Source organism: Leucobacter luti (assembly GCF_019464495.1).
In the GTDB taxonomy this organism is placed as follows: domain Bacteria; phylum Actinomycetota; class Actinomycetes; order Actinomycetales; family Microbacteriaceae; genus Leucobacter; species Leucobacter luti_A.
Window position 1 is genome coordinate 451,500 of sequence record NZ_CP080492.1, and the last position, 14,044, is coordinate 465,543.

The 14,044-nt window shown below is 66.6% G+C and carries 13 protein-coding genes and 2 pseudogenes; 10 read left to right on the forward strand and 5 right to left on the reverse strand.

Annotation, left to right across the window (positions count from 1 at the left end; translation table 11 throughout):
• Positions 1-23: 23 nt before the first annotated feature.
• On the reverse strand, positions 24-1,835 hold the full coding sequence (locus tag K1X41_RS02125) for a DEAD/DEAH box helicase (RefSeq protein ID WP_132203573.1): 1,812 nt from the start codon (positions 1,833-1,835) through the stop codon (positions 24-26).
• Positions 1,836-1,902: 67 nt separating this feature from the next.
• Between K1X41_RS02125 and K1X41_RS02130 the strand changes: the two genes are divergently transcribed.
• Positions 1,903-2,718, forward strand: a complete 816-nt coding sequence (locus tag K1X41_RS02130; RefSeq protein WP_132203575.1) for an SGNH/GDSL hydrolase family protein — start codon at positions 1,903-1,905, stop codon at positions 2,716-2,718.
• An 89-nt stretch (positions 2,719-2,807) separates the two neighbouring features.
• Positions 2,808-3,161, forward strand: coding sequence for a spore germination protein GerW family protein (locus K1X41_RS02135; protein ID WP_220175211.1), 354 nt, complete (start codon positions 2,808-2,810; stop codon positions 3,159-3,161).
• Positions 3,162-3,221: 60 nt separating this feature from the next.
• Here K1X41_RS02135 and gluQRS read toward each other — a convergent pair.
• Positions 3,222-4,152, reverse strand: a pseudogene (gluQRS, locus tag K1X41_RS02140) (tRNA glutamyl-Q(34) synthetase GluQRS).
• A gap of 120 nt (positions 4,153-4,272) precedes the next feature.
• On the opposite strand from gluQRS, the gene K1X41_RS02145 reads away from it, so the two are divergent.
• Positions 4,273-5,619: an FAD-binding oxidoreductase gene (locus K1X41_RS02145; protein WP_220175212.1), complete on the forward strand. Its 1,347-nt coding sequence runs from the start codon at positions 4,273-4,275 to the stop codon at positions 5,617-5,619.
• A 27-nt stretch (positions 5,620-5,646) separates the two neighbouring features.
• Here K1X41_RS02145 and K1X41_RS02150 read toward each other — a convergent pair whose 3' ends face one another.
• Entirely contained in the window at positions 5,647-5,997 is a 351-nt protein-coding gene (locus tag K1X41_RS02150; protein WP_220175213.1) for a VOC family protein, read from the reverse strand.
• Here K1X41_RS02150 and K1X41_RS02155 point away from each other — a divergent pair.
• Positions 5,996-6,577 carry a YdeI/OmpD-associated family protein gene (locus tag K1X41_RS02155; RefSeq protein ID WP_220175214.1) on the forward strand — a complete coding sequence of 194 codons (582 nt, stop codon included), beginning with the start codon at positions 5,996-5,998 and terminating at the stop codon, positions 6,575-6,577. The genes K1X41_RS02150 and K1X41_RS02155 overlap by 2 nt on opposite strands.
• 59 nt (positions 6,578-6,636) lie before the next feature.
• The gene (gene pdxY / locus K1X41_RS02160; protein ID WP_133616730.1) at positions 6,637-7,488 is read left to right on the forward strand and encodes a pyridoxal kinase PdxY; all 852 of its coding nucleotides are present in this window, start codon (positions 6,637-6,639) and stop codon (positions 7,486-7,488) included.
• A gap of 15 nt (positions 7,489-7,503) precedes the next feature.
• Here the strand turns inward: pdxY and crcB are convergent, their stop codons facing one another.
• Positions 7,504-7,869, reverse strand: a complete 366-nt coding sequence (gene crcB, locus K1X41_RS02165; RefSeq protein ID WP_220175215.1) for a fluoride efflux transporter CrcB — start codon at positions 7,867-7,869, stop codon at positions 7,504-7,506.
• 657 nt (positions 7,870-8,526) lie between these two features.
• On the opposite strand from crcB, the gene K1X41_RS02170 reads away from it, so the two are divergent.
• The 3 genes and pseudogenes from K1X41_RS02170 (at position 8,527) to K1X41_RS02180 (ending at position 11,265) form a co-directional block, all read left to right on the forward strand.
• Positions 8,527-9,489 carry a metal ABC transporter substrate-binding protein gene (locus tag K1X41_RS02170; RefSeq protein WP_220175216.1) on the forward strand — a complete coding sequence of 321 codons (963 nt, stop codon included), beginning with the start codon at positions 8,527-8,529 and terminating at the stop codon, positions 9,487-9,489.
• Positions 9,490-9,551: 62 nt separating this feature from the next.
• A pseudogene (locus K1X41_RS02175) lies at positions 9,552-10,390 on the forward strand (metal ABC transporter ATP-binding protein).
• Positions 10,387-11,265, forward strand: coding sequence for a metal ABC transporter permease (locus K1X41_RS02180; RefSeq protein ID WP_132203593.1), 879 nt, complete (start codon positions 10,387-10,389; stop codon positions 11,263-11,265). The pseudogene K1X41_RS02175 and the gene K1X41_RS02180 overlap by 4 nt, the downstream one beginning before the upstream one ends.
• Here K1X41_RS02180 and K1X41_RS02185 read toward each other — a convergent pair.
• On the reverse strand, positions 11,255-12,208 hold the full coding sequence (locus K1X41_RS02185; RefSeq protein WP_220175217.1) for a DMT family transporter: 954 nt from the start codon (positions 12,206-12,208) through the stop codon (positions 11,255-11,257). The genes K1X41_RS02180 and K1X41_RS02185 overlap by 11 nt on opposite strands.
• Between K1X41_RS02185 and K1X41_RS02190 the strand changes: the two genes are divergently transcribed.
• Positions 12,207-13,613 carry an aminotransferase-like domain-containing protein gene (locus K1X41_RS02190; protein WP_132203597.1) on the forward strand — a complete coding sequence of 469 codons (1,407 nt, stop codon included), beginning with the start codon at positions 12,207-12,209 and terminating at the stop codon, positions 13,611-13,613. The genes K1X41_RS02185 and K1X41_RS02190 overlap by 2 nt on opposite strands.
• Before the next feature lie 9 nt (positions 13,614-13,622).
• Positions 13,623-14,021 (forward strand): GntR family transcriptional regulator, encoded by a 399-nt coding sequence (locus K1X41_RS02195; RefSeq protein ID WP_243642835.1) that lies wholly within the window; start codon positions 13,623-13,625, stop codon positions 14,019-14,021.
• Positions 14,022-14,044 lie beyond the last annotated feature (23 nt).

The window sequence follows — 14,044 nt, forward strand, 5'->3', positions numbered from 1 at the left end:
CATCCCGCGCCCCACACCGGAGGCTACGGCCGCAGTCTCCGGCGCAATAGATCGATCCGCTTCTGCAATTGCGTCACTGATGCCTGTGGCACCGCAGGACCGCCGCAGACCCGCCGGAGTTCCGTATGGATGTCCTTGTGCGGCTCCCCCGATACTTTGGAGTACATCCCGACCAGGCTCGACAGCAGCTTGCGCTGCTCACCCAGCGTGCGGTGCAGCGCTTCAGGCGCCTCCGAACGGTCCGGTGCATGTTCCAAGATCCCCTGCTTCGAGGCGCTGCGCTTTGCCTGACGCGCCTGACGCTGTTGGAGAAGCGCCTTCACTTCCTGAGGCTCCAAGAGCCCCGGGAAGCCGAGGAAGTCAAGTTCCTCTTCGCTCTCCACTTCGGCGTAGCCGCCAAACTCGGCACCATCAAACACTGCACGATCGAAGTGCGCATCAGACGCAAGCGCCTGATACACGAACCCTTCTCCCTCAAGCAGCTCGGACGAAGCCTTGTCCTCCCGCTCAGCCTCGGACATGAGCGCGGCTTCGGCATCCCACATCTCTTCCGCGCTCGCTGGACCTTCGAGCACGTGGCCGCGTTCCTTTTCCAGCTCGGAGGCAAGCTGCATCAGTGCTGGCACGTTCGGGATAAACACGGAAGCGACCTCGCCCCGGCGGCGCGAGCGCACGAAGCGGCCAATCGCTTGAGCGAAGAACAGCGGCGTCGAAGAGCTCGTGGCGTACACGCCAACAGCAAGCCGGGGCACGTCCACGCCCTCAGATACCATGCGGACGGCCACCATCCAGCGCGAATCCCCCTTGGAGAATTCGTCGATGCGCTCGCTCGCCCCCGTGTCGTCAGACAGGATCAGTGCGACCTGCTCCCCCGTGATCTCACGGAGCTGGCGCGCGTAGGACTTCGCCGAGGCGTGATCCGTCGCGATCACCAGCCCGCCGGCATCGGGCACGGTCTCACGCACTTCGGTGAGGCGCCGATCCGCTGCCTTGAGCACTTTCCCAATCCAGTCACCAGCAGGATCAAGCGCCGTGCGCCAGGCCTGCGAGGTGATGTCCTTCGTGTTCCCCTCGCCGAGACTCGCTTCCATCTCCTCGCCAGCAGAAGTCTGCCACCGCATTTTGCCTGCGTAGACCATGAAGATCACCGGGCGCACGATGCCGTCAGCGAGCGCACGGCCGTACCCGTAGTCGTAGTCCGTCAGGGACACCGTCGTTCCATCGGGCTGGGGCGCGTATTCCACGAACGGGATCTGCGCGTCGTCCGAGCGGAACGGCGTTCCGGTGAGTGAGAGCCGCCTCGTCGCCGAGCCATAGGCCTCACGGATCGCGTCGCCCCAGCTCAGCGCGTCACCTCCGTGGTGGACCTCATCGAGGATCACGAGCGTGTCGGTGTACTCAGTGAGCAAGCGGTGTTGCACCGGCTTCATCGCGACCTGTGCGTAGGTCACTGCCACTCCATGAAAATGGCTGCCGTAGCCGAATCCGTCACTATTGGCGTAGTTGGGGTTCAACCTGATGCCGGCGCGCATCGCCGCATCGGCCCACTGAGTTTTGAGGTGTTCAGTGGGGGCCACCACGATGATCTGACGCACCGTGTGGTTGGCGCGAAGGATCGAAGCGAGGCGCAAGGCGAACGTGGTCTTCCCTGCTCCAGGGGTCGCCGAAGCGAGGAAGTCTCGAGGCGAGGCATCGAGATAGCGTTTTATCGCCTCCTCCTGCCAAGCGCGCAGCGTGCCGGCGGTGCCGTGCGCCGCTCGCTCTGGATAGGCGGGCGGCAAATGTTCGGCTGCGCTGGTCCCCGGCAGGTGGAGGCCCGGGTCCGAATCTGTCACAGCGCCCTAGACTATCGGTACTGCGTGCGCACCAGACCTGGAGCGCCCTGGATGATCGGAGCTTCGTATGGCAGAGGATCGGGCGGGAATCGAGCTTCCCTGGTCACGTTTCGTGGCCATCGGGGATTCCTTCACTGAAGGTGTGGGTGATCCCGATGCTGACAGCCCGGGCGGGTTGCGCGGATGGGCAGATCGCTTCGCGGAGGTACTCGCCGAGTACGACGACGAGTTTGCCTACGCGAACCTCGCAGTCCGCGGAAAGCTGATCCAGCAGATCACCGAGGAACAGGTTGCGGTGGCCCAGGACCTGCGCCCGGATCTCATCAGCGTGTGCGCCGGGGGCAATGACGTGATTCGGCCGGGGACTGATCCTGACGAGGTCGCGGCGAAGCTCGATCGCATTGTGGAGCGGCTCAGCGAGACCGGAGCCACCATCATGTTGTTCACCGGGGTCGACACCGCCTTCCAGCCCGTGTTCCGCAGCATTCGCGGCAAAGTTGCCATTTTCAATGAGAACGTGCGGAAGGTGGCGCAGAAATACGACTGCGTCGTGGTCGATCAGTGGGCAATTCCCGAGTTGCAAGACAGCCGCTTCTGGGCAGGTGACCGCTTGCACCTGAACGCGCTCGGGCACAATACGATCGCCCGAGCGGCGCTCGACGTGCTCAATGTGCCGCATGAGCTCCCCGCAATGGATCCGCCGCCGCTGCCCGTGCGAAACTGGCGCGAGGCTCGCAAAGAAGATGTGGTGTGGGCGCGCGAGCACCTCGTGCCCTGGGTGCTGCGCCGCATCAAGCATGTGTCGTCTGGTGACGGACTCGAAGCAAAGCGACCTCAGCCGCAGACGCTGCGGCCGCCGCGTCACGGCGGGAGCGACGCGTAACACGAACCGTTCACCCGCTGGTTCTCGGAAAAACTCCGAACTCGCGTCACCCCCTGCCGCGGCGCAGGTCGACGCGCTAGGCTGGCGCCATGGCATCTCTCACGAAGCAGCTTGCAGACACCGTGACGCAGGTCGGGGTGCACTCCGCCTACGGCGAACCCGTCGAGACCGGGGGCACCACGATCATGCCCGTCGCCACGACCTGGTACGGCTTTGGCGCCGGCGAGGGGACTGGGGCGGGCGGTGTCTCTGAGGAGGCCACGCAGGGCGAGGGCTCTGGCGGCGGCGGGGGCGGGATCTCGATCCCGGTTGGCGCGTACGTGACCCGTGACGGCGCGACTCGCTTTGAACCGAATGTCGTTGCGCTGCTGGTCGTTGGCGCTCCGTTTGTGTGGGTCGCGGGTCGAGCGCTTGCGCGTGTCATCCGCGCACTGAAGCGCTAGCCGGACTCGCTGCAGGCCCTAGTCGGCTCGCTGCAGGCCCTAGTCGGCTCGCTGCAGGCGCTAGCTGGCTCGCCAGGTCCACGGCTCCCGAGGCAGGTGAGCCGGGTCAAACCTGGCAACGAGTTGCTGCAGGGTGACCGCTTCACCCGGGGCCGCAAGCCCAAGCGATTGCGCAAGCAGCGCGCACGGCTGCAGTATCCATACCGCCCGCCGCGAGATCCGACAGCGTCACCGCGCCGTCACGCTTCGCTAGCCGTGCTCCCGTAGGACCGAGCACGAGCGGCACGTGAGCGTATTGGACGGTGGGCGGGGTAGGCAGACCGAGCAAGCGCTGCAGCAGGATCTGTCGCGGCGTCGATGAGGCGAGGTCGTCTCCCCGGACGACCTGGTCGATTCCCATCTCCGCATCGTCGACGACCACTGCGAGATTATAGGCAATCGTCCCGTCGCCTCGGCGCAGCACAAAATCATCAATGTCGCCGCGGGTCTCCCCGAGCACGAGGTCTGTGAATCCCCCCGTGTTCACGGCGGCAGGCGCGCGCAGCCTGAGCGCTGGCAACCGCGGAGCGATTGCGTGTCGTGCGGCAGCTCGCTCCGCCGCAGTCCGGTTGCGGCACGTTCCGGGGTAGGCACCCGGCGGAGCATGCGGCGCACTCGGCGCGGCGAGAATGTCCTTCCGCGTGCACGTGCACTCGTACACCAGATCAGCGGCTGCGAGCTGCGCAATCGCCGCTTCATGCGCCGCAGCACAGTCTGATTGCAGGATCACGGGACCATCCCAGTCGATACCCAGCTTGGTCAGGTCGGTGAGCTGGTGCTCAGCACTGCCAGCGTCGCGAGCACGGTCGAGATCCTCGATCCGCATGAGGAAGTCACGACCGGTCGTGCGCGCGAACAGCCACGCGAGTAGCGCAGTGCGCAGATTGCCGAGGTGCAGGTCTCCCGAGGGGCTCGGCGCGTATCGCCCGGCCCCGGCTCGTCGCTCTGGCATTCCTTTATCCTGCCACGGCCGCGCCTCGTGAGCACGCTCGATCGGTTGCGCGACACGCCGGTGCGATCCATAGACTCGTGGGAGCACGCCTCTGCGACCGTGACGACACAGGAGACCACCATGGCTGATCTGCATCCCCTCAAGCGCCAATTAGGTGACCGCCTCATCACAGATCGAGAAGTCATGGCGGCCTACGCTCACGACACCTCGCGTGTCAGTCCGGAGGGCACGCCGCTCGCGCTCGTACGCGCGGAACGCACTGAGGATATTGCCGCGGCTCTGAGCTGGGCGCATACGCACGGAGTGCCGGTCAGCGTTCGAGGTGCTGGCACCGGCCTCACGGGAGGTGCGAATGCTTACAACGGTGGGCTCATCGTCTCACTCGCCGACATGACCGACATCATCGAGATTGATCGGGAGAACCGCACCGCTACGGTGCAGGCCGGGGTGATCACCGCCGAGCTCGACGCGCACGCGCGCACCGTCGGACTATTCTTCCCACCAGATCCCGCAAGCGCCCGCACCTGCACCGTTGGCGGCAACATTGCAACCAATGCTGGTGGCCTGCGCTGCGTAGCCCACGGGGTGACGAACGACTCGATTGCAGCGCTCGTCGTGGTGCTGGCCGACGGTCGTGTGATGCGCACCGGCAGCCGCACACGGAAGAACGTCGTCGGCTACGACCTCACGAGCCTCTTCGTCGGATCAGAGGGCACGCTCGGAGTGGTCACTGAGGCCACTGTGCGGCTCAAGCCGGTGCCGCCCGGCACTCCGCGAACGTTCCGGGCCAGCTTCGACACGCTGGAAGATGCCGGTCGTGCCGTTACCGCGATCGTGAACGGCGCGGCACAGCCCGAAGTGCTCGAGCTGATGGATGCGCTGAGCGTCGAGATTATCGAGTCGTTCCACCCGAGCGGGCTCACGGTCCCTGCTGGCGCGATGCTCGTTGGCCAGACCGTCGGGCTCGACGCCGCAGCGAAGGCAGAGGCGATCACGGCGACGTGCCGCGCAACCGGGGCGACCGACACCGAGATTTCGGAGTCGGACTCCCTGCTCGAGGCGCGCAGACTCTCAAACCCCGCCCTCAATGCGCGCGGCCTGAAGATCAGCTGCGACGTGGGCGTCCCTGTCGCTGCCCTCGCCGACGTGTTCCACGGCATCTCGGAGATTTCGGCCAGGCATGACAAGCGCGTTTCGACCGTGGCGCACGCGGGCGACGGCAACCTGCACAGCACTGTCGAGTCCCCCGATACTCCCGAGGGCATCGCCGAGGCCGACGCGGTGATCGACGACATCACGAAGCTGGCGATCTCGCTCGGCGGCACGATCTCAGGGGAACACGGGATCGGATCAGTGAAGCGGCACGAGCTACCGTGGCAGCTGGATGAGGCTGCGCTCGACGTGCAGCGCGCGATCAAGGCCGCGCTCGATCCGCGTGGGATCCTGACGCCAGGGCGGGCGATCTAACGCGTCCCGCCCACGATCGGGCACCAACTACGCGGTGACGTCGAGCATCCAGGTCACGCCGAAGCGATCGATGAGCATCCCGGTCACGCCGAAGCGATCGATGAGCATCCCGAAGCCTGGCCTCCACTCGGACGCCGAGCGCTCGGTGATGATCTCGGCTTCGGCACTGAGGCCTGCGCGATACTCGGTGAGCTCGGCGACTCCGGCAGAGGCGGTCCGGGAGTGCTCGGCGCAGCTGTGACTCCTGATGCTCAGCTCGCTCTGGCCCCACCACGACGGTGGGCGCCGTACGGAATCGTGGCGCGCCGCAGCTTTTGTCCGGGTTCGCGGGTGCCGCCCCTCCCGCACCGTCCCACTCACCTGAGAGAATCGACCCATGACCGCCGCTACTCCCCCATCGCCGCACTGTTTCGCCGACGTAGAGGCGTGGCAAAGCTGGCTGCTCGCCAATGACACGAGCTCGGACGGGCTGTGGATCGTGCTCGCGAAAAAGGGCACGGTGTCACCCACCACACTGAATTATCAGGAGGCGCTCGAAGAAGCGCTCTGCAGCGGGTGGATCGATGGCCAGCGCAAGAGCCGCGACGAGCATACGTTTATGCAGCGCTTCACTCCCCGGCGGGCGCGGTCGCTGTGGTCCGTCCGCAACGTGGACATCACGGCCAGGCTGGAGGCGGAAGGCAGACTGCGCGCCGGTGGGATCCGAGAGATTGAGCGGGCGCAGGCGGACGGGCGGTGGGACCGGGCGTATGCCGGATCCGCCACCGCCGTTGCGCCTGCGGCGCTCACCACCGCACTCGCGGCTGCACCCGAAGCGGAGGCCATATTCGCCGCACTGAACAGCACTGATCGCTACAGCGCGCTGCACCCAATCCTCACTGCCCCGAGTGAGGCGACACGGGAACGCAGAATCGCGGCCCTCGTCGCCCGCTTCGCTGAAGCAGCGCGCACGCCCTAGTGGTTCATTAGACTTCAGGTGAACTGGTCTAGCTCGTAGACCAAGGACAGAATTGTCGCATGCGTATTCTCTCGATCCAGTCCGCCGTCGCGTACGGGCACGTGGGCAACTCGGCTGCCGTGTTTCCGCTCCAGCGGCTCGGCGTCGACGTGATGCCGGTGTACACGGTCTGCTTCTCGAACCACACCGGGTACGGGGCGTGGCGCGGGCCACTGCTGAGCGGCGACGATGTGCGCGAGGTGGTGATGGGGATCGAGGAGCGCGGCGGCCTGGCGGGCGTAGATGCGGTGCTTTCCGGCTATCAGGGCAGCGACAGCATCGGCGATGCGATTCTCGACGCCGTGGCGCGGGTGAAGCAGCACAGCCCCGACGCCATCTATGCGTGTGATCCGGTGCTCGGAAACGCCAAGTCCGGTTGCCACGTTGCGCCGGAGGTGCAGAACCTGATCCGGGACCGAGTGGTGCCGGCGGCCGATCTGATCACGCCGAATCAATTTGAGCTCGGTTTCATCACCGGCACCACGCCGGACACGCTCGAATCGACGCTGGCGTCGGTGGACGCTGCCCGGGCACTTGGGCCGAGCACGGTGCTGGTCACGAGCGTCGAGCGGCCAGAAGCCCCCGAGGGTACGATCGAGATGCTGGCGGTGACGCCGGAGGGCGCGTGGATCGTGCAGACGCCGCACCTACCGCTCAAGGCGAACGGCTCTGGCGATGTGACGGCTGCACTCTTCACGGCACACCTGCGAAGCACCGGCTCCGCCGCTGACGCCCTCGCCAGCACGGCGGCGAGCGTGTTCGAACTGCTGGAGCGCACGCTCGCCTCAGGGGAGCGCGAGCTGCAGCTTGTTGCCGCGCAAGAGTCGTACGTGGCGCCACGCGCTCGATTTGCCGTGGAGCGCGTGCGATAGCTGCTGGGCGCGCAGCTAGCTTTGCCCGAGCATAATCCCGAGCACGGCAAGCCCAATCGTGGCACAGAGCATGCCGAGCCCATTCAGCAGGGCCGCGCCGAAGCGGCGCTCACGGAATAGTCGCACCGTATCGAGGCTCGCGGTGCTAAACGTCGTGTAGCCACCCAGGAAACCGGTCGCGAGGATCGCGGTGAGCGGCTCTGCGAGCGCAGCACCCGTGACGACTCCGAGGGCGAACGATCCACTGAGATTGACCACGAGAATCCCCCACGGGAACCGCTTTCGCCATCGCTCGGGAACCCCCTGATCGAGGAGATACCTGGCCGCGGCACCAAGGCCGCCAGCGGCGCCGATACCGAGCGCGACGAGGACCCCGCTCACCTCCCACCGTCCGTGTCGGATCGGGATCCCACGCCATCCCCAGCGCTGGCGTCAACATGACGAGCGCCACGCGCTTCCTGCGCCCGCCGCCAGCCTCCGCCGAGCAGCACTCCGGCCCAGCTCGCCACGAAGCCGCCCAACAGCGTCGCGGCCGCGTAGCTCCCGGCGAGCCAGGCCTCGCCAGCAAGAATCTGCTCGGCCAGCTGCGTGGCGAGCAGACTGTACGTGGTGAATCCCCGAGGATGCCTGTCCCCAGCAAGAGCCGCGCGCGCGATCCAGCCCCTCCGCCTGGCAGCACCTCGACCAGCAGACCGAGCAGCAGCGCCCCAGAAGATTCACGCTGAGCGTTCCGAGCGGCCAGCCTCCGGTCTCCCCGATGAGCGCCGATACCCCGTACCGCGCGAGCGAACCGAGCGCGCCGCCGAGTGCCACCAGGCCAATCCCGGCGAGCGTGACACGCGCGGCGGCACTCGTCACTTCAGTCCCCATGATCGCCTTCCGCTTGGCCGCCGCCAGTAGGGGCCATCTTCCCACGCGTTGGCCATCTCGAACCGCAGCTTGCCCGAGTGTCACGCGCGATACACCGATAAATTCGATGGTGCGCTACGCTATGTTCGTCTAGCCGAACTTATTTATTCACTGAACCGAAGGAGCTGAATGTTCTCGCACCCCCGGATCCGCACGGCGGCGCTGGTACTGAGCGCGGGCCTCGCCCTGAGTGGCTGCGCAGCCGCCGCTGAGACATCGCACTCAGCACAGGGGCCGACGCACGGGCAGTCTCAGGCTAAGCCCGATCCCCGCCCCGTCGCCCTCACCACATTCACCGTGCTCGCGGACATCGCGCAGAATGTCGCGGGCGAGCACATTCGTGTGGAGTCGATCACGAAAGTCGGTGCCGAGATCCACGGCTACGAGCCAACGCCGGGCGATATCGTGCGGGCCTCGGAAGCCGATCTCATCCTCGACAATGGGCTTGGCCTCGAGGCCTGGTTTGCGAAGTTCGTGGCGGAGCTCGACGTGCCGCACGTCGTTGTCACCGCCGGGGTCGAGCCCCTCCCCATCACCGGCGATGCGTACGACGGCAAGCCGAATCCGCACGCGTGGATGAGCCCCCGTGTGGTGCAGCAGTACGCCGCTACAATCGCTGAAGCGTTCGCGGAACTTGACCCCGAGCACGCGGACGACTTCGCGGACAACGCCGCGCACTACAGCTCTGAGCTGCAAGCAGTGCAGGACGAACTGGTCGCCGAGCTCGCCGAGCTCCCGAAATCACAGCGCGCACTGGTGACCTGCGAGGGGGCGTTCAGCTATCTCGCGCGCGACGCTGGGCTGACTGAACAGTACATCTGGCCCGTCAACGCCGAGCAACAGGCCACTCCACAGCAGATCGCCAGGACGATCGAGTTCGTGCGTGAGCACGACGTGCCAGCAGTGTTCTGCGAGTCGACAATTTCGGACGCTCCCATGCAGCGAGTCGTCGAGGCGACGGACGCCCGCTTCGGCGGGACACTGTATGTGGATTCCCTGTCGGAACCCGACGGGCCAGTGCCCACGTATCTCGAGCTCATTCGCTACGACGCCGAGACCATTGCCACTGCGCTGACGAAGGCAGCGCAGTGAGCGACACAGGGGCCACCAGTGCCGCGGCACCTCCCACCCCGACACAAGCGGAACACCCCGGCATCACGGTTACCGACGTCACCGTGCGCTACGGCGAGGTCCTGGCGCTCGACGGAGCGACGCTGACCGTCTCCGCCGGGCGCATCACCGGCCTCATCGGGATGAATGGATCTGGGAAGTCGACGCTGTTCAAAGCGCTCATGGGGGCCGTGCGACCCGACCGCGGTGAGGTCCGCCTCGCCGGCCTCACCCCCGCGATGGCCAGGAGGCGCGGAATCGTCGGCTATGTGCCGCAGAGCGAGGCGGTCGACTGGGCATTTCCCGTTTCGGTGCGCGACGTCGTGATGATGGGGCGCTACGGCCACCTCGGCCCCACGCGACGCCCGCGCAGCGGGATCACGCGGCTGTCGCCGCGGCGCTCGAGCGAGTGGAACTGAGCGAGTTCGCCGAACGACAGATCGGACAACTCTCCGGCGGCCAGAAAAAGCGCGCGTTCGTGGCACGAGGCATCGCTCAGGAGGCGGACATCCTCCTGCTCGATGAACCCTTTGCCGGCGTTGACAAGCGCTCAGAGGGGACGATCGTGCGGCTGCTGCGAGAGCTCGCCGAGGCCGGTCGCACAATCCTCGTCTCCACGCACGATCTGCACGCGCTCCCCGCTCTTGCCGACGAAGCGGCACTGCTGCAGCGCCGCGTGCTGTTTCACGGCCAGGTACACGAGGCGCTCACACCGGAGCGACTGGCACTCGCATTCGGGCTCGGAGCAGACTCCGGGCTGGCTGCCCCCGGAGATCGCGGCGCCAACCCCGATCCGGATCCCGCCAACCCCGATCCGGATCCCGCCTCCGCCAAGCCCGCCGCCACGTCCGCACCGAGTCCCATCCCCAGGAGCAACGCATGAACCCGCTCGACTTCATTCTCGAACCGTTACAGTACGAGTTCATGATCCGGGCTCTGCTGACCACCGCGATCGCTGCGATAGTCTGCGCACTCCTGTCCTGCTGGCTCGTACTGATCGGGTGGTCGCTGATGGGCGATGCAGTGTCACACGCGGTGCTGCCCGGTGTCGTGATCGCATATGTGCTCGGCGCCCCGTTTGCGCTGGGAGCGCTCGTGTTCGGGTTTCTCGCCGTTGCGCTGATCGGAGCGATCCGGAACACCAGCAGAGTGAAAGAGGACGCGGCGATCGGGATCGTGTTCACCACACTGTTCGCGCTGGGGCTCGTGCTGATCTCTGTGACGCCGAGCGACACCGACCTCAACCACATCGTGTTCGGCAATATTCTGGGGGTGTCCCCCGCAGATCTCACACAAATTGCGGTCTTGGCCGGCATTGCGTTCGTCGTGCTGATTGCAAAGCGGCGCGATCTCACCCTGTTCGCATTCGATCCAACACATGCCCACGCGATCGGATTGAACCCTCGCCTCCTCGGCGCACTCCTGCTCGGCCTACTCGCGCTCACCGCCGTGGTTGCGCTGCAGGTCGTCGGAGTGATCCTTGTGGTGGCAATGCTCATCATCCCCGGTGCAACCGCCTACCTCCTCACCGATCGCTTCGGACGGATGTTGATCATTGCGCCGACACTCTCCGTGGGGTGTGCCTCACTCGGGATTCTGTTGAGCTACTGGCTCGACGCCGCATCTGGAGGCCTCGTGGTACTGGTACAGGGTGCAGTGTTCGGTCTCGTGTATGTGTGCAGCCCCCGGCATGGACTCGTGGGCAAGCTGCGAGATCGCGCGCGCGGTCGGGCTGCACGAACTCAGCTCAGCGCGTAATCCGGGCGCGCACGGCGAGCCCGGCGCACAGGATCACCGCGGTGCCGCCAAGCACAGTGGGCACACTGATCTCTTCACCCAGGAGAGCAGCCGCCCAGATCAATGTGAGCACCGGTTGCACCAGCTGCACCTGACTGACGCGCGCCATGGGGCCGATTGCGAGCCCACGGTACCAGGCGAAAAACCCGAGGAACATGCTGACCGCTGCAAGATACGCGAAGGCGAGCCATTGCGCGGGTGTCGCGCTGGGAAATCCGTCGGGGATCGCTGCAAGTGTCACCGCGAGCATGACGGGGAACGACACCACCAGCGCCCAGGATACGGTCTGCCACGCGCCGAGCTCACGCGCCAGCAGCCCGCCCTCCGCGTAACCGATCGCGGCGAGCAGCACGGCACCGAAGAGCAGGAGATCGGCCCAGCTGGGAGCTGCGAACACGAAAGCCGCACCGCCGAGCACGCCCACACCGCCCTGCACCCCTGCGAAGCCGATCGCCGCGAGCGCGCCGAGCCCGGAGCAGATCCAGAATCCGCGGCTCGGACGCTCTCCGGTTCGGAGCACCGTCACCACAGCGGTGGCCGCGGGCAGCACCCCAATGACAACCGCACCGTGACTCGCTGGCACCGCGGCAAGTGCCACGGATGTGAGGAGCGGGAACCCCGCAACAACTCCCAGGCCGACCACCGCGAGCCTCCACCACTGGCGACCGCGCGGCAACGTCTGGCGCGTGAACGCGAGAGCCGTCGCCGCGAGCATCGCTGCAACGACCGCGCGACCTGCGCCGACGAACAGGGGCGGCAGTCCCTCGACCGCGATCCGCGTGAACGGAAGCGTGAACGAGAACGCCACCACGCCGAGCAGACCCCACCAGAGACCGGCGCGGCGCGGCGCCCTCTGAGATAGCACTTGGGGCGAATCTACGATAGCGCTACTATTGCTTTTCATGAACGAGAGTAGCACTGATCGGATTGTCGCGGGACTCCGCGCGTGGATTGCGCAGTCGGCCCCCGGAACGCGGCTTCCATCGAGCCGCGCACTCGCCGCCGAGTACGGTGCCAGCCCCGTCACCGTGCAGCGCGCGATGCACACACTCACCGGGCTCGGACTCATCGATACCAAGCCTGGCGTTGGCACGTTCGTGCGGCGGCCACCTGTCACGCACCCCGCCGACTACAGCTGGCAGACCGGCGCACTCGGACCCGCGATTCCCGCACCACAGGCACTTCCAGAAAGCCAGCGTGACGTCGTGCCAGGAAGTATCGAGCTCCACTCCGGGTATCCGTGCCCAGCATTGCTTCCCGGACCGATCGTGCAGGCTGCCTCCGTGCGCGCCGCCCGCACCCACCACGCACTCACGCGAGCGCCGGCCGCAGGGGTCCCGGAGCTCCAGGCCTGGTTTGCAGCTGAGGTCAGTGCGGGATCGGCTGCGCCACACGCAGCGCGCGACGCGATTATTGTGCCGGGCACCCAGAACGCGCTCGGATCAGTATTCCGCGCACTGGTGGGCCAGGGTGGCGCGCTGGTGATCGAGTCACCGAGCTACTGGGGCGCTCTGCTGGCGGCAGCACAGCTCGGAATCACGCTCGTGCCAATCGCGACGACACCGGCCGGCCCGGATCCCGCCGAGCTCGACCGCGCACTGCGCGACTCAGGAGCCCGGGCGTTCTATGCGCAACCCACGTTCGCAAACCCGCTCGGTGGCAGCTGGAGCCCCGAGCGCGGGCGGGCGATCCTCGCGACACTGCGGGAACACGGAGCGTTCCTGATTGAGGATGACTGGGCGCGCGATTTCGCAATCGATCACGCTCCCGCACCGCTGGCCCGAGACGATGCCGAGGGGCGAGTGGTCTACGTGCGGTCGCTCACGAAGAGCCTGTCCCCCGCAATTCGCATTGGTGCGGTGGTTGCGAGAGGGCCAGCGCGTGATCGAATCCTCGCAGACCGCGCCGCCGACTCCATGTATGTGAGCCCCCTGCTGCAGGCCACAGCGCTCGACGTCGTAACGAGTTCGGGCTGGCGATCCCACCTCCGCTCCTTGCCTGAGCAACTCCGCGGGCGCCGCGATCTGTTGCTTGCGAGCCTGGCCAAGCACACTCCGTCTGCGCACGTCGCCGCGCTCCCGCAAGGCGGCCTCAATGTGTGGCTTCGACTCCCCGATGGCGTCGACGCCCGAGCAACCGCCCGCGCGTGTGCATCGAGCGGCGTGGCCCTTGCCGCTGGCGATGCCTGGTTCCCCACCGAACCCTCCGGCCCGTACCTGCGCCTGAATTTCGCAGGACCAGAGCCCGAGCGCTTTCCAGAGGCTGCCGCGATTCTTGAGGGCGTGCTGCAAGACCAGCTCCGCGGCTAGGCTAGCGACGTGACCGACGACGCCCAGCCCGCTGCAGATCTCCTGAGCTTCCGCGCAGACGCGCGGAGCGCCGAGCCGCCCTTCCAACAATTGCGAGCCTTCGTGCTCGCAGGAATCCGATCCGGTGCACTCGTGCCGGGTGAGCGACTTCCGACGGTGCGCGCACTCGCAACCGCGAGCGGGCTCGCCGCAAACACCATCGCGAGTGCGTACCGCGCACTCGACGCCGACGGCATCATTGAGGGCCGCGGCCGAGCTGGCACGTTCATCACGCTCGGAGCACAAGGCGACGAAGTCGCTCGTGCGGCGGCACAAGAGTATGTCGCGCGGATCGCGGGACTCGGGCTCGATGTCACTCGCGCCGAAGAGCTCGTGCGCGAGGCGTTTCGGGCGAGGCATGAGGGGTAGGCAGATGGCCTCCTCAGACCACC